The following is a 16,774-nucleotide window of genomic DNA, read 5'->3' on the forward strand; positions in this document are numbered from 1 at the left end:
CGAAACAAGCATGAATCGAGTCGAATTCCCCGTCGCAGGCCGGCAGAAGAACTCCCGCCATCGATCCCTCATTTTCTTAAGTATCATGCTGTTCGCAGCAAACCGTGCGGATATCCACGCGCAACAGGTGACGAATGAGGTTCTGCCGGACGCACCGGCATCGACCTCGCAGTATCCCCTCGCCCGTGCCGTCCCCGCGCCCGACCAGCCATCCGACGTCATCATCGCCGCCGACACCCAATCCACCCAGGGCGGACACTTCGTCCTCGACGGCAACGTCGTCATCACCTACGGCAACCGCACCGTAGAGGCCGACCACGTCGAATACGACAAGGCCACCGGCGATCTCGTCGCCACCGGCCACCTTATCGCCTCCGGTGGCCTCAACAGCGAGCGCATCCAGGCCTCCCACGGAACCCTCAACACCAAGACCCAGACCGGCCGCTTCTACGACGTGACCGGCACCGTCGGCATCAAGACCCCCGCCTCCCCGGGCAAACGCGCCATCTACGCCAACGGCAACCCCTTTATCTTCACCGGCCGCATGGTCGTCAAGACCGGCCCCCAGAACTACGATCTCTACGACGGCACCGTCACCTCCTGCCTCCTGCCCAAACCCGACTGGCTCCTCTCCGCCGCTCACTTCCAGATCGACGACAAGCAGGCCCGAGCCAGCAACAGCACCTTCCGCCTCCTCAACATCCCCCTCCTCTACTTCCCCTACGTCACCCACTCCGTCGACGCCGAAGCGCGCCAGTCCGGCTTCCTCATCCCCGTCTTCGGAGACACCTCCACCAAGGGCATCATCATCGGCGAGCAGATCTACATGGTCATCAATCGATCCATGGACCTCACCGTCGGCACCGACTACTTCTCCATGCGCGGCTGGTACCAGATGGCCACCTTCCGTTACCGCGGCCCCGGCGACACCTTCCTCAAGGTTCACTACACCGGCCTGGTCGATCGCCGCAAAGGCAACGCAAACCAGGGTGGAGAAGACCTGGTCGTCGCCGGACGCCATTATCTCGACGCCAACACCCGCATGGTCGCCGACCTCGAATACCTCTCCTCCTTCATCTACCGCGCCGCCTTCACCGAGAACTTCAACCAGGCCGTCTCCACCGACATCGTCTCCAAGGCCTTCCTCACTCACAATCAGAACGGCTACGAGGCCTCCCTCTACAACGATCGCTACCAGGGCATCAAGCGCATCGCCATCACCGACGCCCTCGGTAACATCGTCACACCCGCCCAGCAGATCCGCATCTTCCGCGTCCCCTCCCTTGAGTTCTCCTCCGTCGATCACATGCTCGGACACAGCGGCTTCGTCTGGGATGTTGATGCCTCCGCCTCGGGCCTCAAGCGCGTTCAACCCAACTTCACCACCTCCGGAGTCATCGAGCGTTACGACTTCCGCCCCGAGCTCGCCTACCCCCTCCACGGCGGCGGCTGGAACCTCCGTCCCATGGTCGCCGTCCGCGAGACCTTCTACAGCCGCTCCCGCGTCACCCCCCTCGGCCCCGTCCCCGCCGAAAGCGTCACCGGCCTCAACCGCGCCGACTTCGAAGCCCAGGTCGATGGACGCATGCCCGTCATCGAGCGCACCTTCACCTCCGGATGGCTGCGCAACCTCTTCCGCACCGACTTCAAACACACCGTCGAACCCGCCTTCACCTTTCGCTACGTCTCCGGCATCGACAACTTCAACGGCATCCTCCGTTTCGACGACCACGACATCGCCGCGAACACCAACGAACTGCAGTACGGCGTCACCCAGCGCCTCTACCTCAAGCCGCGCCACCCCAGCGCCTGCACCACCGACGCCACCGAATCCGACGCCCTCATCGAGAATCCCCTCCTCGACACCCTCCCCGGCGGCATCACCGACGGCACCGGCGACGGCCTGCAGCCCAAACACCAGTGCGGCGTCCAGGAGTGGATCACCTGGCGCGTCACCCAGAAACACTACTTCGACAAGAGCTTCGGCGGGGCCGTCCAGGTAGGTCGCCGCAACCTCTTCGACTCCACCCTCGACCTCTCCGGCATCGCCTTCCTCACCGAGGCCCGCGAGATCTCCCCGCTCGTCTCCCGCCTCCGCGTTCGCGCCTCCGAAAAGGTCGACGTCGAGTGGGACTTCGACCTCGATACCGGTGCCAAGAAGTTCACCGCCAACAACTTCTTCGTTGACGTCCACGAGGGCCGCATCTTCTCCGGCCTCAGCTACGCGCGCCTCAACGCACCTGGACGCGCCTACAACGAGGGCATCCCATCCGCCACCTCCGACTTCAGCCAGATGCGCGTTCTCCTCGGCTACGGCATGCCCACCAAAGAGGGCCTCTCCGTGGCCGCCAACGCGGGCCTCGACCTCAAAGTCAGCTCCCTCCAGTACGCAGCCCTCCAGACCTCCTACAACTGGAACTGCTGCGGCATCTCGGTCGAGTACCGCAAGTACGAGCTCGGTTCGGTCCGCAACGAAAACGCCTACCGCTTCAACTTCACGCTGGCCAACGTAGGAACCGCCGGCAATCTCCGTCGCGCCGAACGGCTCTTCTAGTAAAAGCATGTTTGTTCGGTCAACACCGCCGGACGGCCGATCCGCCTCCTGTGGTAGCGTGGAGATTCACCATGCGTGCTCAAACCATCGTTCGATTCGGCCTTGCAGCCCTTACCATTGCCACCGCAGCCCTCGGCTGCACCCGCCAGGATACCCTCCGCGTGGTCGTTCCCACTGGCTTCACCGGACACGTCACGGTGCCCTGCATCGGTGTCATGGACGGCAATCGAACCATCGCGGTACCCGCATCGGGCCGCGCCCAGGACGTCACCTGCCCCAAAGACGAGACCCACGTCGTCATCATGCGTGACGGCGTCATCGTTCCCACGGCCGGCAGCATCACCTGGGCAAAAACCGGAGACGGCATCCCCGTAGGGCTCGAGTTCGACGTCAAATAAACTCGCCGCAAGCCCGCCGTGAGCGACCTCAGAGCACCCTTCGCCGGCCAGCACCACCTCCTGACTTTTTTCCTCGTTCCTGCCGTTGTTTCTTTTTCCGCTCTTTCCGTCTCTTCCCCACAATCTTTTGCCTTTCATCAAAGCAACAGGCAGGCAAGGAGACCATGAGGGAAGCAAAAGATCCGGCTGCATGCCCACCCGAGGCACGCTCAGATCCAGGTCTTTGCATTTGTGTCTTTTCCCCGCTTTTTCCGCCCTTCCCCACAATCTTTTGAGCACGCTCAGAGTCGAACCCAAAGGCCCAAAACGAAGGCTCTGTCGCCCCAACATGCGATAATCAAACATTGTGGTGAATGCTCTGAACCCTATCCGCGCCGTACTTCTTGCCCTCTCGCTGACCGCCGTAAGCTGCCATGCGCAGCTTCCCCCTGCGGGAACACCGCTCTCGCCTGAGACAGCCCGCCGCGTGGAAGTCCTCATCCGGTCCAAGTCCAACATCCCCCCGGACTACGTCATCAGCATCTCCGGACGTGTCAAGAGCGAGTTCCCCGGATACGACCAGATCACCGTCGTCTTCACCGCCAACGGACAGAGCAGCCGCCCCGCACAGTTCCTCATCTCCACGGACAACAAGACCCTCGCCCAAATGTCCTCCTACGACATCAGCAAGGATCCCAAAACGCTCGTCTCCGCGGCCGGACGCCCAGCCCGCGGCGGTCCCAAGGACGCTCCCGTCACCATCGTTCTCTTCGACGATCTCGAATGCCCCTTCTGCGCCAAAATGCACGCGCAAATGTTCCCCGCACTCACCGATCGCTATAAGGATCAGGTCCGCATCGTCTATCGCGACTTCCCTCTCGACCAGCACCCCTGGGCCCTTCGCGCCGCCATCGACGCCAACTGCCTCGCCGACGAAAGCCCCAACGGCTACTGGTCCATGGTCGACTACATCCACTCCCACGCCAGCGAGTTCGGCGGTGCCGACCACTCCCTCGCCAAGGCCAACGAGGCCCTCGACAACCTCGCCCTCGCCCAGGCCAAGACCGATAAGGTGAAGATCGAGCCCGTCAGCGCCTGCATCGCCAAACAGGACGCAACCGCCATCACCGCCTCCCGCAAAGAAGCCGAGGCGCTCGGTGTCGAGGCCACCCCCGCACTCTTCATCAACGGCCAGCGCGTCGAAGGCGCCCTGCCCATCGAATACATCTACCGCGTCGTCGACAACGCCCTGATCGCGGAGGGAAAGACCCCTCCCCCGGCAGTTCCCATCCCTCCCCTTCCCCGGCAGCCCGCACCCGGAAACTAAGATCGCCCGGATCGCTGTAAGCTTAGTTGTTGCAGGAAATAAGGAAGACCCCATCGTGAAGCGTATGCACTCTCTCCCAGTTCGAACCAATCTCACTCCATATCAGTGGGCTCTATCGCTCGCCATCGTTCCCACGCTCCTGCTCGCCGGCTGCAAGACGCCGCACAACGCGGACGTCGTCGCGACCGTAAACGGCCACGCCATCATGCGCGCTGACCTCGACAAGGCGTACACCGCCGCGCTCGGAGACTCAGCCCAGGCCGCCGCACCGCCCTCCGGCGAAGCCGCCGAGTCCCTGCGCCTGAACGCCCTCCGCGAGCTCATCGACGAAGAAATCGTCCAGCAGCGCGCCGCGAAGATGAACCTCACCTCGACCAACGAAGAGGTCGACGCCAAGCTCGCCGAGATGAAGACTCCCTTCACCGAGGAGCAGTTCGCCCAGCGTCTGCACGACAACAAGCAGACCCTCGACGATCTCAAGCACTCCATCCGCCGCAACCTCACCATCGAGAAGCTCCTCAACAAGGAGATCAACTCCAAGGTGACCGTGACCGACGCCGACGTCACCGCCTACTACAACGCGCACAAGGCCGAGTTCAACCTCACCGAGACCCAGTACCACCTGGCTCAGGTTCAGGTCACCAGCCAGCCAGCCGCCCAGGCCGGTAACCTTCAGGGCTCCAAAGCCACCAACGACGAGGAAGCGCGCAAGAAGATTCAGGCCCTCAAAGCCCGCCTCGACTCCGGCGAAGACTTTGGCACCATCGCCATGAACTTCTCCGAGCGTCCTGAGACCGCCTCCAGCGGAGGCGACATGGGCTTCGTCGCCGAGTCCGCCATGCGCGTCGACCCAACCACCTACGCCGCCATCACCAAGCTCAAGGCGGGCGAGATCACCGGCATCATCCAGGGCCCCATCGACCCCAACACCCACAAGCCCGCCGGCTACACCATCTACAAACTCGTCTCCCGCGAACCCGCCGGCCAGCGTGAATTGAACGACCCTCGTGTCCAACAGGCCATCCGCCAGCAGCTCCACGACGGCCGCGCTCAACTCCTGAAGGCCGCCTACTTCGAGATGCTCCGCGACCAGTCCAAGGTCGAAAACTTCTTCGCCGAGCAGATCTTCAAAAACGACGCTCACTAACCAATCGCGAAGCCTGAAAAAACGAATGCCCCCTGGTCCTTCCAGGGGGCATTCGCGTGTGTCGTCCACTAACCGCGTTTTCACCGCATCGTGGCCACATTATCCATACAAAATCCCACAAAAGAGCGTCCAAAACGGACAAAAAACTTCTGGTGAAACATTGGGATTTTTACATCGTCGATCTGTAACTGCTTTAGAACACCATGATTACAGACAGTCCTGGAAGCTGCACCATTTTAGGTGCAACGTTTACTCCTCATCATCGACCGCAATCGACGCAGGAACGGCGCTACGGTGGGTCACAGCGATCTTCGTCGTGCCCGGGCTGACCGGCGCATACCGCCTGTACACGCTGATGTGAAAGCAGGCCTGCTGAAACTCCTCTTCCACGTCCAGCTTCCCATCTTGTTGCAAAGGCGTGAGATAGAGACGCATCCACGCGACCTCCGCTTGGGAAAGGCCCTTCTTGGCAATGTCGATCGCCTGCCCCGTGAGGTGCGGCGAGGCATCTTCGCCCTCCGCCGGAGCCGCATTCCCATTGGTCCGAATCAACCGAAGCTGAAACGAAACCGTACGCACCGCCGAATTCACCTGCAAAGGCGAATGAAACTGCGCATAATGCGCCCTCGCCAACGTCAAAAGAAACTGCGCCGCCCACGGACGCGTATAGCGGCGGTTGTCCGGAAGGCGCTCATCGATCCTAAGTCCCTCATTGGAAGGGATTTGCACGAGCATACGCTTCTCCCGCATGCGTGCCAGATCTTCGTCGTCCTGGATGCGCGAGAGGCCATCGAGGTCGGCCATCACATTCTGCCGTACGAGGATGTCATGCGACCCGCGCATCGCCGGCAGGACATTCAAACGTCCTCCAGAATCATAGAGTTGCGGCAGAATCTGCGGTGTCGAAGCGACCTCTCCTACCGGGTCGAGCTTGGGGTGTTCGGTGTTTTCACGCACCACGCTCACCACCGAAACGGGCGCTGACAGCTTGAGCGGCTCGGCGACGGCAATGACCGGGGCGTCGGGCCTTTTGGGCTCAGCCTTCGGAAGCTCAATAACCTTTTTCTTTTCAGCGATTTCCACCCGCGACTCGGATTTGCGGCGATGCTTGTCTAGCTTCACCCGCTCGACGGCTTCGCGTCGGTTGTGGGCCTTTGTAATCTTGGATTTAGCCAGCGTGTCGTGGGGTTTTGGTTCGGGCCTGGCGTGGCGCGACTTGACCGGCACCGGTTCGATTACGCGGTGCTTGGCACGGACCCAGTGGGATTGATCGACATGCTGCGGAAGTCGTTTGGCTGCAACAGATGCGGGGAGTAAAGACAACGCGGCGATGACCGCGAGGGTGTGCAGGGGGCCGTTCGGCATCTTGGTTGTGGGGAGGTCGCGTAAAGGCACCAGAGCACGTTTAACCCTATTGTTTATTGGGGTTTTTCACTAGTATTAGGTTGGGTTCTGTTTACTGGGTGGTTATTAGGAGGGTATGTGCGGAGCGTTTGGATGGGTTTAGGTGTTGTGGGTATGTCGTTGGTGGGATTGGGGTTTGCTGGGCCGGGGCCGGACTACACCACAAAGGTCAAGCCGATTCTCGAGAGCAATTGCTATCGCTGCCATGGGGGGATGAACCATCGGGGGAAGCTCTCGATCCAGACTCGGGCGGGGATGCTGAAGGGTGGGACGGACGGACCGGTGATCGTTCCGGGGGACCCGGCTAAGTCGTTGCTGGTCAAGCTGATCCGGCACGAAGGACCAAAGGACGATCCCATGCCGATGCCTCCCAAGTCGAAGCTTTCGGATGCCGATATTCAGACGATTACGGAGTGGATCCGGGCGGGCGCGATCATGCCGGACGAGCCGACTCCCAAGTAGGGGTTTTGCACCATTTTTGGTGCAGCTTCCAGGACCGTTTGTAATCGTGGTCTTCTAAAGGACTTCGCCGAGCGCGATGCGAAAATCCCAATGTTTCACCAGAAGATTTTTGTTCATTTTGGACGCTAATTTTTGGGATTTTGTATGGATAACGTGGCCATTGGGTGGTGAAAAGCGCGTACGTTGTGCGGATGGGGCTGCGGGGTGGGTGGCGGCGGTACGATTCCCTTTCGGGAATCCGTGGAGGAGCGCAAAGGCTGACGGGTTGTGGCCTGGCTGAAGCCAGGCCCTTCCGTTTTCCGCTCTCTTCAGGGTTCGGTGGTGCACCCCCTTCGCGACGGTGGGCTGTCGCGAAGGCGGGCACGATCGTCCTGGTTTAGGTGAGGTTGACTTCGTGTTTGGCGAGGGCGGCGCGGATTTTGACGACGTGGGTGCCGTGGGTCCGGATGGCCTCGTGGAGGATCTGACCGGTGACGCCGAACTCCTTGGACCAATAGGCGATGTCGGATGCCATCTTGGGGTTGATCTCGTCGGGGTTGTGCGGGCTCTTGACGTGGGGGCCCTTGTGGGGCTCTTCTTCGAAGGGAATGGCGGATGCGATGATTTCGTCGGACATTGTTCCTCTTTCGGGCTACAGACAGTTGGATGCCGTTCTTGTCCCAAGCGACCGCGAATCGTATATACATATATGTACAGGCGGTGCTCGTGCGCTTTGAATGGGATGAGGCGAAGGATCGCAGCAACTATCGGAAGCATGGCGTGGACTTTGGAACCGCGGCCCTCGTCTTCGACGATCCACACTGCCTGATGGTGCAGGATCGCGAGGTGGATGGGGAGGCGCGGTGGCAAGCGACCGGATGGGTCGAAGGACTCTTCCTCGTGATCGTCGCGCACACGCTCCACAATGACGAAGGCGAGGAGATCATTCGAATTATTTCAGCGCGGGAGGTGACTACCCATGAGAGGAGACAGTATGAAGGCAGACACTTCTAAAGAACCGAAGATGGTGGTGTATCGGCGGAATCCAGGCGACCCGCTGACGGAGCGGCAGAAGGCCAATATCGCGGAGTTGCTGGCGAATCCGAATCGGGTGATCGACACGTCGGATATTCCGGAGTTGTCCGAGGAGGCCTGGAAGACCGCGGTGCGCGGGAAGTTCTACCGGCCGGTGAAGAAGGCGGTGAGTCTGCGTCTGGATGCGGATGTGATCGCATGGCTGAAGAGAGATGGCGAGGGATATCAGACGCGGGCAAACCGGATGCTGCGGGAGTTGATGTTGAAGGATATGAAGTCGGCTTAAGCTTCTGCCGTTCTGCGCTATGCTAGCGGGGGAATGTCGGATGCCATCCTGGGGTTGATCTCGTCGGGGTTGTGCGGGCTCTTGACGTGGGGGCCCTTGTGGGGCTCTTCTTCAAAGAGAATGGCGGATGCGATGATTTCGTCGGACACGTGTTCCTCTTTCGGGTTCTGTTAACTGGATGTACGTGGCGCCAGAGGAGATGTACCTTATCGGGATTTCGGTTATCCAGGCGGGCATAGATGGACGTAGAGGGACATGTTGGGACATCAGGAACGGTGATAAAGTCGTTAGGGGAAGAGGAACTAAGCATGCCTGATCATCTCCAAAGCCTTATCGATGCCGCCCGCTCTCGCGCGATGTCCCCAGAGGAACATCAGGCGCAACGACGCAGTTTTGCGTATGGCAATACGAAAATCGGAAATGATCGCGTGACGCGCGAAATGGTGGATGCGCAGGACGAACTTCTCCTGATAGAAGCGCAAACTAGGTGATGGCTGACAAGGTGCGGCACAACCAGCACTTGAAACTGCGGTTATCATTGCTCCCAGATTATGAGCCCAACAAGAAGAGCGCGAATAGTCTCAAACAGTGGAAGTCAGGAGACTCTGACGACAAGCGGAACACAGTTTAAGAAACGAGGTAGTCTCCAATATGCGGCATGTTTGGTCATTTTTCTCAGGCGCAATGGGGTTGGATCTAGGGCTGGAGAAAGCAGGCCTAGCGCCGAGTGTGTGCGTTGAGTTGGATGGCTTTTGTTGCGAGACAATCAGGCGGAACAGGCCGGATGTAGCGCTCATTCAGAAAGATATTGCATCTCTATCAGGAGCCTCGCTCCGCGAATTGACCGGAGTTACCGGCGACGTTTTCCTTATGGCAGGAGGTCCTCCATGCCAAAGCTTTTCATCCGGAGGAAAACGGCAGTCATTGACCGACGCTCGTGGCAATCTGGTGATGGAATATCTTCGCCTAATAGAAGAGATTAGACCCAAATTTTTCATTCTTGAGAATGTGGCAAATCTCATTACCTCCGCATTGCGACACAGAGCCATCCAGGATCGTCCCGGACAACACTGGAATCTGAAACAATATGGAGACATAAGAAAAGCTGGGAAGGCTAGCCTTCTTGACGAAGATGAATTATCTGGGACTGTTATACGAGCTATTTTAGCCCGAGTTAATGAACTTGGATATGGCGTCACCTTCGGCATACTCGATTCTCGTGACTTTGGCGCTCCCCAACGACGCTTGAGATTTGTTCTGCTCGGCAGTAGAGACGGAAAGCAACTCGCATTGCCTACACCAACACACGGCGAAGGCAAAATACCCTTCAATACGCTTCAAGATTCGATATCAGACCTCGAACACAATCCCGGGCCACATTCTGAATACACCCCTAAGATCAAGTATTTTTTCAATTTGATCCATCCGGGGGGTAATTGGAGATCTCTACCGAAGGAACATCAGCGCTCCGCTATGGGTGATTCTTTCGCATCTGGTGGAGGAAAGACAGGGTTCTTTAGACGTCTAGATTGGGCTAATCAAAGCCCAACAATACCTGGCCGGGCGAACCGGAAAGCCACAGGGCTTTGTCATCCCACCCAACTAAGGCCACTATCTGTAAGAGAATGCGCGCGACTTCAGGGCTTCCCTGATGATTGGTGGTTTGATGGTCCGATGAATCAGCAATACCAGCAAATTGGAAATGCTGTCCCAGTAGCAATGGGAGAAGCGATTGGTTTGGCTGTCGCTCAGCGGAAAACATTACGCGAACCGCTCGGCTTTGACGTCCTTCTTGAAGCTGCCGCTAAGCGTTTGCGTAACTCCGCCCGGAACCACAAAGCGGGTGCAAAGAAAGTGATGGCGTCAGAAGAACTTCTATTTGTATAGCCATGACAGATCTCCTATTCCTACCTAAGAAGAACCCAATTCAAAGAGTGAATGCGAAGCTCCTTGCCAGACTAAGGAGCGCGCAGGACGATCACTTATTCAAGGAGTTTGGGACATCCGCCGATCTTCTCGACAAAGTATTTGCTGACCTAAAGTTAGCCATATCGGCTCCTGCAGAATTGAGCGATTCCCCATCGGCTCATCTGGCTGATATGGATTTCAGAAATCTTATCGAACTTGTAAGTACTATATTGCAATCTAGTGGATTGCCAAATGAATCTATAACTCAGCAGGCGGCACTGGTCTCTCAGCGCTTGCAATTAGTAGCTGCTTTTTCCGATCCGAATGCAGTCTTGACACGTGTTACGAAGAAAGTAACCGATATAGTTCGGACTTTCCCAAAGACGGAAAAAGATATCGAATGCGGACGTAATCCTGGGGATGTCCTCGACCCTTATATCTTGGCTGCTAGTCAGATATTGCTTCATGGTGGAGATTTTGAGAAGGCCATTGAGACCACGGTGGGACATAAAGCTATCATGATCATCGAAGGCCTCCTTGGACATCTCCATGAAGACATCGTCGGCGAAATGCGGGGTAACGTGAGGGTACCTGAACCCAGAGGAACTCACCAGGAGATGCTCGATCTGGAGACTAATCCGTTCCCAGGTGCCGACGTAGTACAGCCTCCTTTCGATACAAATTCCCAACTCCGATTCCATCAAGTCAAGAGCAAAACAGGCTCCGCTAAGGGTGGAGATGGGAAACGGCTAGGTGAACAACTCAAACGGCTCCAAGATTATTATGGCGGCAGTATTTTTTATGACGCTCTTATCGGAAATACTCTCCGGGGCCACAGGTCTCGTTCCGGGGTGGAACGGGCGGCTCCCGGAGTAGTTGTCCTGGTCGGAGATGCGGCATTCCGTGAACTAACCAGAAGGGCGGTGGGGCCACAACTTTTGCTGCGCCTTTACCAAGCTTCTTTCCAGCAGGTAGCCGATGAATCGGGCTACAGAGTAGAAACGATGGCATCAGCAATCGTTATGGCATTCAGCGCGCGAGCACTCGCAGCTGGAGACTCATTTGTCGAGACTGTCCTAGATGCCTCTACAAAAGGCCCCGTGGAATTTCAAGACAGCAGAGCCAACTCAAAAATCGTCGACACTATCTAGACAAATCCTACAGACCATTTGGGAAGATGCGCGGCGGCTCCTAATACATAACCCTGCAGCGCTGATCTACTCAACCTCGATTAGATCAGCGTTCCGTTCTCCGGTTGAGTTTTGGGGTCTTCGGGGGGGATGGTCATGGCGGCGGCTACCTTGTCGCCCTGCTCGAGGTCGAGGAGTTTGACGCCCTGGGTGCCCCGGCCGGCGGCGCGGATCTGCTTGGTGTCGATGCGGATGATCTTGCCGAACTGGCTGATCAACATCATCTCCGTGGTGTCGTCGACCAGGTTGATGGCGGCGACCTTGCCGACCTTGGGCGTCGTGTTCATGTTCTTGACGCCGGTGCCGCCGCGCGACTGGAGGCGGTAACGGTCGACGTCGGTGCGTTTGCCGAAGCCGTTTTCCGAGACCGTGAGGATGAGGCAGGGGGTGAGGCCGAGCTTTTCGTCGAGCTTGTCGAGCTTGGCCTGGGCGGCGGGGTCGATCTCGGTTTCGGTGTCGGAGCCGAGGATCTCCTGGCCGTCGGGGGCGGACTCGCGCTTGGCTACGTCGCTGAAGGATGGCGAGTTGACGTCTGCGGATCCCACATCTCCCGACGGTGCATCTGTCGGTAGATATGGGGCACCCGGGCCTTCGGTTCCGGTTCCGGAAGAGGCAGGTTCGGCGCCGATGACGTCTTCGAGCTGGGCGGTGAGGCCCAGGGCGGCGGCGCGTTCGCGGCGCTGTTTTTCGCGGGCCTCGGGGGACGGGGTGACGGCGGCGCCGATGACGTAGTCGTTCTTCTTGAGGTTGATGCCTCGGTTTCCGGTGGCGGGGCGGCCCATGATGCGGAGGTCGCGCTCGTTGAAGCGGATGGCCATGCCCTCGTGGGTGGCGAGGAAGATGATCTGGTTGCCGTCGGTGATCTTGGCGGTGATGAGTTCGTCGTTCTTGTCGATGTTGATGGCGATGACGCCGCGCGCCATGACGTTGGAGTAGTCCTTGAGGGCGGTCTTCTTGACGGTACCGTTGCGGGTGGCGAAGAGGATGTTTTTGCCCTCTTCGTTGAGGTCGCGGACGGTGAGGATGGTGACGACCTTTTCGCCGGGCTGGAGGTCGACGAGCGAGGCCATGGCCTTGCCCTTGCCGGTGGTGCCGACGTCGGGGATCTCGTAGATTTTGAGCCAGTAGACGCGGCCGGTGTTGGTGAAGCAGAGCAGGTAGGCGTGGGTGGAATCGATGATGAGCTGCGAGACGAAGTCTTCGTCGCGGGTCTTCATGCCGATGCGTCCCGTACCGCCTCTACGCTGCTGTCTGTATGTAGAGATGGGCGTCCGCTTGAGGTAGCCGGTGTGGGAGACGGTGACGGCGACCTGCTCGTCGGTGATGAGGTCTTCGAGGGTGAGGTCGGCGGAGTCGTCGAGGATGACGGTGCGGCGCGCGTCGCCGTATTTGTCGCGGATGTCTTCGAGCTCTTTGACGATGACGGCGCGGAGCTTGGGCTCGGAGGCCAGGATGGACTCGAACTCGGCGATGTTGTCGCGGATCTGACGGAGCTCGTTGAGGAGCTCGTCGATGGAGAGCTGGGTGAGGCGGTAGAGCTGGAGTTCCAGGATCGCGTCGATCTGGCGGAGCGAGAGGATGAGGGTGGCGACGCCGTCGAGTCCGGTGGGGAGGAAACGGGTGTCGATGCCGTACTTTCCGGCGTCGAGGGTGACGCCGGCGAGCTCGGTGCCGCGGAGGGCGATCGCCTTGCCGGAGAAGAAGGTGAAGAGGTTCTCGCGGGCGTTGGCGCGGGAGCTGGACTGGCGGATGATGCGGATGACCTGATCGAGATAGTCGAGGGCGATCTGGTAGCCGAGGAGGATGTGTTCGCGGTCGCGGGCCTTGGCGAGGAGGAAGGCGGTGCGGCGGCGGACGACTTCGACGCGGTGGTCGAGGAAGGCGCGGATGGCCTTGTCGAGAGGAAGTTCCTTGGGCTGTCCGTTGTGGACGGCGAGGAAGATCATCGAGAAGGATTCCTGCATCTGGGTGTGCTTGTGGAGCTGGTTGAGGACGATCTGGTGCTCGGCGCCGCGCTTGAGGCCGATGACGATGCGCATGCCGTCGCGGTCGGACTCGTCGCGGAACTCGTCGCGGGCGATGTCGGTGATGACGCCTTCGGTGACGAGCTCGGCGATGCGCTCGATGAGCTTGGACTTGTTGACCTGGTAGGGGATCTCTTCGACGATGATGGCCTGGCGGCCGCCGGAGATGTTTTCGATGCGGCACTTGGCGCGCATCATGAAGCGTCCGCGGCCGGTTTTGTAGGTCTGGGGGATGTTGGCGCGGCCGAAGATGGTGCCGCCGGTGGGGAAGTCGGGGCCCTGGACGTGCTTCAGGACCTCTTCGAGGCCGGCGTGGGGATCGTTGATGAGGGCGATGGCCGCGTTGATGACCTCGGTGAGGTTATGCGGCGGGATGTTGGTCGCCATGCCGACGGCGATACCGGACGAACCATTGACGATGAGATTCGGGATGCGCGCGGGGAGGACGGTGGGCTCGAGGGTGGACTCGTCGTAGTTGGGGGTGAAGTCGACGGTGTCGGAGTCGATGTCGGCGAGCATTTCACCGGCGATGCGGGTGAGGCGCGACTCGGTGTAACGCATGGCGGCTGGTGGATCGCCGTCTACGGAGCCGAAGTTGCCCTGGCCGTCGACCATGAGGTAACGGAGGGAGAAGGGCTGGGCGAGGCGGACCATGGTGTCGTAGATGGCGGAGTCGCCGTGGGGGTGATAGTTACCCATGACGTGTCCGACGACCTTGGCCGACTTCGTATATTTCTTGTTGTACTGGAGGCCCATCTCCTGCATGCCGTAGAGGATGCGGCGATGTACGGGCTTGAGGCCGTCGCGTACGTCGGGCAGCGCACGCCCGATGATGACCGACATGGAGTAGTCGAGGTAAGAGCGGCGCATCTCGTCCTCGATGTTGATGGACAACATCGAGAGGGCGCCACGTCCCTGGACGGTCGAGGCCGGTGGATCGGGGGGAGAAGACGGGTCATTGGTCGGGCCGGACTGGCCGATTGCGTCGTCGTTCTCAGGAGTGTCGTTGGGTCCGAGGGGGAGTTCTGGGTTTTGATCGTCAGCCATAACGTATCCCTCCATTATAGAGGGTTTTGTGTGTGAAAACGGGTCCAGGCCGCGGGGTTCGCGGGGGATGGGGAGATCGGTGTTTTATGCGCTGAAATGGGGGTATAGTGCCTTTGGAAGAAGGAGTTGGGGCTTGACGGATATGCGGATGAGAATGGCGGTTTTGGCGGTGGGTGTGCTGGCGCTGGGAATCCCGGCGGCGGGGCAGACGGTGCGGACGCGGGATGGGCTGGTGAGCGGAGTGAAGATGGAGGGAGTCACCAGCTTCAAGGGGATTCCGTTTGCAGCTCCTCCGGTGGGGGAGTTGCGGTGGCGGCCCCCGATGATGGTCGATCCGTGGACCGGGGTGAAGAAGGCAGACCATTTTTCGGCGAGTTGCATGCAGACGATCCGGAAGGACGGGCTGCCATGGACGACGGAGTTCCTGGCGCAGGAGGCGCCGAGCGAGGATTGCCTGTATCTGAACGTGTGGGCTCCGGCGGGTGGAGGGATGAAGAGGCCGGTGCTGGTATGGGTTCATGGGGGAGCGTTCGTGGAGGGGTCGGGCGCGGCGGCGGTGTATGACGGTGAGGCGCTGGCGAAGAAGGGGATCGTGGTGGTGACGATCAACTACCGACTGGGCGCGTTCGGGTTCATGGCGCATCCGGCGCTGACGGCTGAGTCTCCGCAGCATGCTTCGGGAGACTATGGGCTGATGGACGTGGTCGCCGCGCTGAAGTGGGTGAAGGAGAATATCGGCGCGTTTGGGGGCGATGCGGCGCAGGTGACGGTGGCGGGACAGTCGGCGGGGGCACAGATTGTGGTGGACCTGACGGCTTCGCCGATGGCGAAGGGGCTGTTTCGGGGGGCGATCATCGAGAGTGGGGCTTTCCTGGCGCCGCCGATGAGCGACACGTTGCAGGATGCCGAGGAGAAGGGTGTAGCGTTCGCCGGGGCGGCGGGGGCACAGACACTGAAGGATCTGCGTGCGATGGATGCGGGAGCACTGGTTGCGCTGTATGCGCGGGCGGGGGTTCACTTCCGTCCGGATGTGGATGGGTGGATGCTGATGGAGACGGTGAGCAGCGCGTTCGCGGCGGGACGGCAGAACGATGTTCCGACGATCGATGGCATGGTGGCGGATGAGGGGAGTTCGTCGAAGACCTATGGGAAGACGACGGTCGCGGAGTATGCGGCGATGGCGCAGAAGACCTATGGGGCGCAGGTGGCGGACTATCTGCGGCTGTATCCGGGGAAGACGGACGCGGAGGCCGGGGAGTCGATGAAGGCGAGTGCGCGGGATATGGGGCTGGTGTCGATGAACCTATGGGCGGAGAAGAGGGGGCAGACGGCTCGGACGGCAGCCTACACCTATTACTTCGACCGGGCTATTCCATGGCCGGAGCATCCGGAGTACCAGGCGTTTCACTCTGGGGAGATTCCGTATGTGCTGGGAAACCTTGCGGTGCTGAAGAGGCCTTATACGTCGACGGATTCGACGCTGGAGAAGGTGGCCTCGGGGTATTGGGTGAACTTTGTGCGGACGGGCGATCCAAATGGGGGGAGCCTGCCGATGTGGCAGGCGGTGAAGGCCGGAGAGCATAGAACGATGGAACTGGGGGCGGTGATCGGGCCACGCCCGGTGACGAGCGGGGAGAAGATGCGGTTCTGGGGGGCGTATTTGCTCGCGCAGAGCACGGCTGGGCGGTAGACGGAGGGTCTCGAGAAGAGACTTGCGATCGGCTTTGAGCAGCGAGCATGCACGGTTTTCGCAGGTAACGCGGAATGCTCCTTCCCTTCGAGGACGGTTTTGGTCGTGTGCTCGGACGATGCCTCCGTGGACTTGCGTCGATCTCAGATCGCACAAAAAACGGCTGGGTTTGCTAAGGTAGAGAGCGAGAGATAGTGTTCGAAGCCCGTTTGGCGAAGACCGAACGGCTGAGATCACGGGGCGTAAGCCCGGTTCTGCCGAAAAAGGCAGAAGTCAAGACACATGCAGATCCCTTGCGGGGATGACTGCACACGAGACGACACCAAACCCAATTTCTTCCCACG

The 16,774-nt window shown here is 59.7% G+C and carries 15 protein-coding genes; 11 read left to right on the plus strand and 4 right to left on the minus strand.

Annotation, left to right across the window (positions count from 1 at the left end):
* Positions 1 to 85 precede the first annotated feature (85 nt).
* The 4 genes from BM400_RS00595 to BM400_RS00610 all read left to right on the plus strand — a co-directional run bounded on the left by BM400_RS00595 (position 86) and on the right by BM400_RS00610 (position 5,405).
* Positions 86 to 2,554: an LPS-assembly protein LptD gene (locus tag BM400_RS00595; protein WP_089835656.1), complete on the plus strand. Its 2,469-nt coding sequence runs from the start codon at positions 86 to 88 to the stop codon at positions 2,552 to 2,554.
* Between the two features lie 71 nt (positions 2,555 to 2,625).
* The gene (locus tag BM400_RS00600; protein ID WP_089835658.1) at positions 2,626 to 2,952 is read left to right on the plus strand and encodes a hypothetical protein; all 327 of its coding nucleotides are present in this window, start codon (positions 2,626 to 2,628) and stop codon (positions 2,950 to 2,952) included.
* 346 nt (positions 2,953 to 3,298) lie between these two features.
* The gene (locus tag BM400_RS00605; protein WP_089835659.1) at positions 3,299 to 4,258 is read left to right on the plus strand and encodes a DsbA family protein; all 960 of its coding nucleotides are present in this window, start codon (positions 3,299 to 3,301) and stop codon (positions 4,256 to 4,258) included.
* A 64-nt stretch (positions 4,259 to 4,322) separates the two neighbouring features.
* Entirely contained in the window at positions 4,323 to 5,405 is a 1,083-nt protein-coding gene (locus BM400_RS00610) for a SurA N-terminal domain-containing protein (protein ID WP_089835661.1), read from the plus strand.
* A 249-nt stretch (positions 5,406 to 5,654) separates the two neighbouring features.
* Here BM400_RS00610 and BM400_RS00615 read toward each other — a convergent pair whose 3' ends face one another.
* Positions 5,655 to 6,800, minus strand: a complete 1,146-nt coding sequence (locus BM400_RS00615; protein ID WP_089835663.1) for a DUF5715 family protein — start codon at positions 6,798 to 6,800, stop codon at positions 5,655 to 5,657.
* A 102-nt stretch (positions 6,801 to 6,902) separates the two neighbouring features.
* Between BM400_RS00615 and BM400_RS00620 the strand changes: the two genes are divergently transcribed.
* Positions 6,903 to 7,271: a c-type cytochrome domain-containing protein gene (locus BM400_RS00620; RefSeq protein WP_089835665.1), complete on the plus strand. Its 369-nt coding sequence runs from the start codon at positions 6,903 to 6,905 to the stop codon at positions 7,269 to 7,271.
* A gap of 376 nt (positions 7,272 to 7,647) precedes the next feature.
* Here BM400_RS00620 and BM400_RS00625 read toward each other — a convergent pair whose 3' ends face one another.
* Positions 7,648 to 7,887, minus strand: a complete 240-nt coding sequence (locus BM400_RS00625; protein WP_089835668.1) for a DUF3606 domain-containing protein — start codon at positions 7,885 to 7,887, stop codon at positions 7,648 to 7,650.
* 89 nt (positions 7,888 to 7,976) lie between these two features.
* On the opposite strand from BM400_RS00625, the gene BM400_RS00630 reads away from it, so the two are divergent.
* Together BM400_RS00630 and BM400_RS00635 are read left to right on the plus strand one after the other, a co-directional pair.
* Positions 7,977 to 8,264 carry a BrnT family toxin gene (locus BM400_RS00630; protein WP_245781603.1) on the plus strand — a complete coding sequence of 96 codons (288 nt, stop codon included), beginning with the start codon at positions 7,977 to 7,979 and terminating at the stop codon, positions 8,262 to 8,264.
* Positions 8,245 to 8,571 carry a BrnA antitoxin family protein gene (locus BM400_RS00635; protein WP_245781604.1) on the plus strand — a complete coding sequence of 109 codons (327 nt, stop codon included), beginning with the start codon at positions 8,245 to 8,247 and terminating at the stop codon, positions 8,569 to 8,571. The genes BM400_RS00630 and BM400_RS00635 overlap by 20 nt, the downstream gene beginning before the upstream one ends.
* A gap of 17 nt (positions 8,572 to 8,588) precedes the next feature.
* On the opposite strand, the gene BM400_RS22695 is transcribed toward BM400_RS00635, so the two are convergent.
* A complete protein-coding gene (locus tag BM400_RS22695) occupies positions 8,589 to 8,720 on the minus strand; it encodes a hypothetical protein (protein WP_281245471.1) in 132 nt (43 codons plus the stop codon).
* 159 nt (positions 8,721 to 8,879) lie between these two features.
* Between BM400_RS22695 and BM400_RS00640 the strand changes: the two genes are divergently transcribed.
* The 3 genes from BM400_RS00640 to BM400_RS21525 all read left to right on the plus strand — a co-directional run bounded on the left by BM400_RS00640 (position 8,880) and on the right by BM400_RS21525 (position 11,630).
* Positions 8,880 to 9,062, plus strand: a complete 183-nt coding sequence (locus tag BM400_RS00640) for a hypothetical protein (protein ID WP_089835672.1) — start codon at positions 8,880 to 8,882, stop codon at positions 9,060 to 9,062.
* A 160-nt stretch (positions 9,063 to 9,222) separates the two neighbouring features.
* A complete protein-coding gene (locus tag BM400_RS00645) occupies positions 9,223 to 10,458 on the plus strand; it encodes a DNA cytosine methyltransferase (RefSeq protein WP_089835673.1) in 1,236 nt (411 codons plus the stop codon).
* 2 nt (positions 10,459 to 10,460) lie between these two features.
* Positions 10,461 to 11,630 carry a hypothetical protein gene (locus BM400_RS21525; protein ID WP_141223761.1) on the plus strand — a complete coding sequence of 390 codons (1,170 nt, stop codon included), beginning with the start codon at positions 10,461 to 10,463 and terminating at the stop codon, positions 11,628 to 11,630.
* Positions 11,631 to 11,710: 80 nt separating this feature from the next.
* Here the strand turns inward: BM400_RS21525 and gyrA are convergent, their stop codons facing one another.
* Positions 11,711 to 14,740: a DNA gyrase subunit A gene (gene gyrA, locus BM400_RS00655; protein WP_089835676.1), complete on the minus strand. Its 3,030-nt coding sequence runs from the start codon at positions 14,738 to 14,740 to the stop codon at positions 11,711 to 11,713.
* Positions 14,741 to 14,888: 148 nt separating this feature from the next.
* On the opposite strand from gyrA, the gene BM400_RS00660 reads away from it, so the two are divergent.
* A complete protein-coding gene (locus tag BM400_RS00660) occupies positions 14,889 to 16,430 on the plus strand; it encodes a carboxylesterase/lipase family protein (protein WP_175528798.1) in 1,542 nt (513 codons plus the stop codon).
* Positions 16,431 to 16,774: the final 344 nt, after the last annotated feature.

The organism is Granulicella pectinivorans, assembly GCF_900114625.1.
Classification (GTDB): domain Bacteria; phylum Acidobacteriota; class Terriglobia; order Terriglobales; family Acidobacteriaceae; genus Edaphobacter; species Edaphobacter pectinivorans.

Coding starts and splice junctions, on each gene's coding strand:
- BM400_RS00620 (WP_089835665.1), top strand. CDS start 6,903: ATGGGTTTAGGTGTTGTGGGTATGTCGTTGGTGGGATTGGGGTTTGCT.
- BM400_RS00640 (WP_089835672.1), top strand. CDS start 8,880: ATGCCTGATCATCTCCAAAGCCTTATCGATGCCGCCCGCTCTCGCGCG.
- BM400_RS00600 (WP_089835658.1), top strand. CDS start 2,626: ATGCGTGCTCAAACCATCGTTCGATTCGGCCTTGCAGCCCTTACCATT.
- BM400_RS00610 (WP_089835661.1), top strand. CDS start 4,323: ATGCACTCTCTCCCAGTTCGAACCAATCTCACTCCATATCAGTGGGCT.
- BM400_RS00660 (WP_175528798.1), top strand. CDS start 14,889: ATGAGAATGGCGGTTTTGGCGGTGGGTGTGCTGGCGCTGGGAATCCCG.
- BM400_RS00625 (WP_089835668.1), bottom strand. CDS start 7,887: ATGTCCGACGAAATCATCGCATCCGCCATTCCCTTCGAAGAAGAGCCC.
- BM400_RS00645 (WP_089835673.1), top strand. CDS start 9,223: ATGCGGCATGTTTGGTCATTTTTCTCAGGCGCAATGGGGTTGGATCTA.
- gyrA (WP_089835676.1), bottom strand. CDS start 14,740: ATGGCTGACGATCAAAACCCAGAACTCCCCCTCGGACCCAACGACACT.
- BM400_RS21525 (WP_141223761.1), top strand. CDS start 10,461: ATGACAGATCTCCTATTCCTACCTAAGAAGAACCCAATTCAAAGAGTG.
- BM400_RS00595 (WP_089835656.1), top strand. CDS start 86: ATGCTGTTCGCAGCAAACCGTGCGGATATCCACGCGCAACAGGTGACG.
- BM400_RS00635 (WP_245781604.1), top strand. CDS start 8,245: ATGAAGGCAGACACTTCTAAAGAACCGAAGATGGTGGTGTATCGGCGG.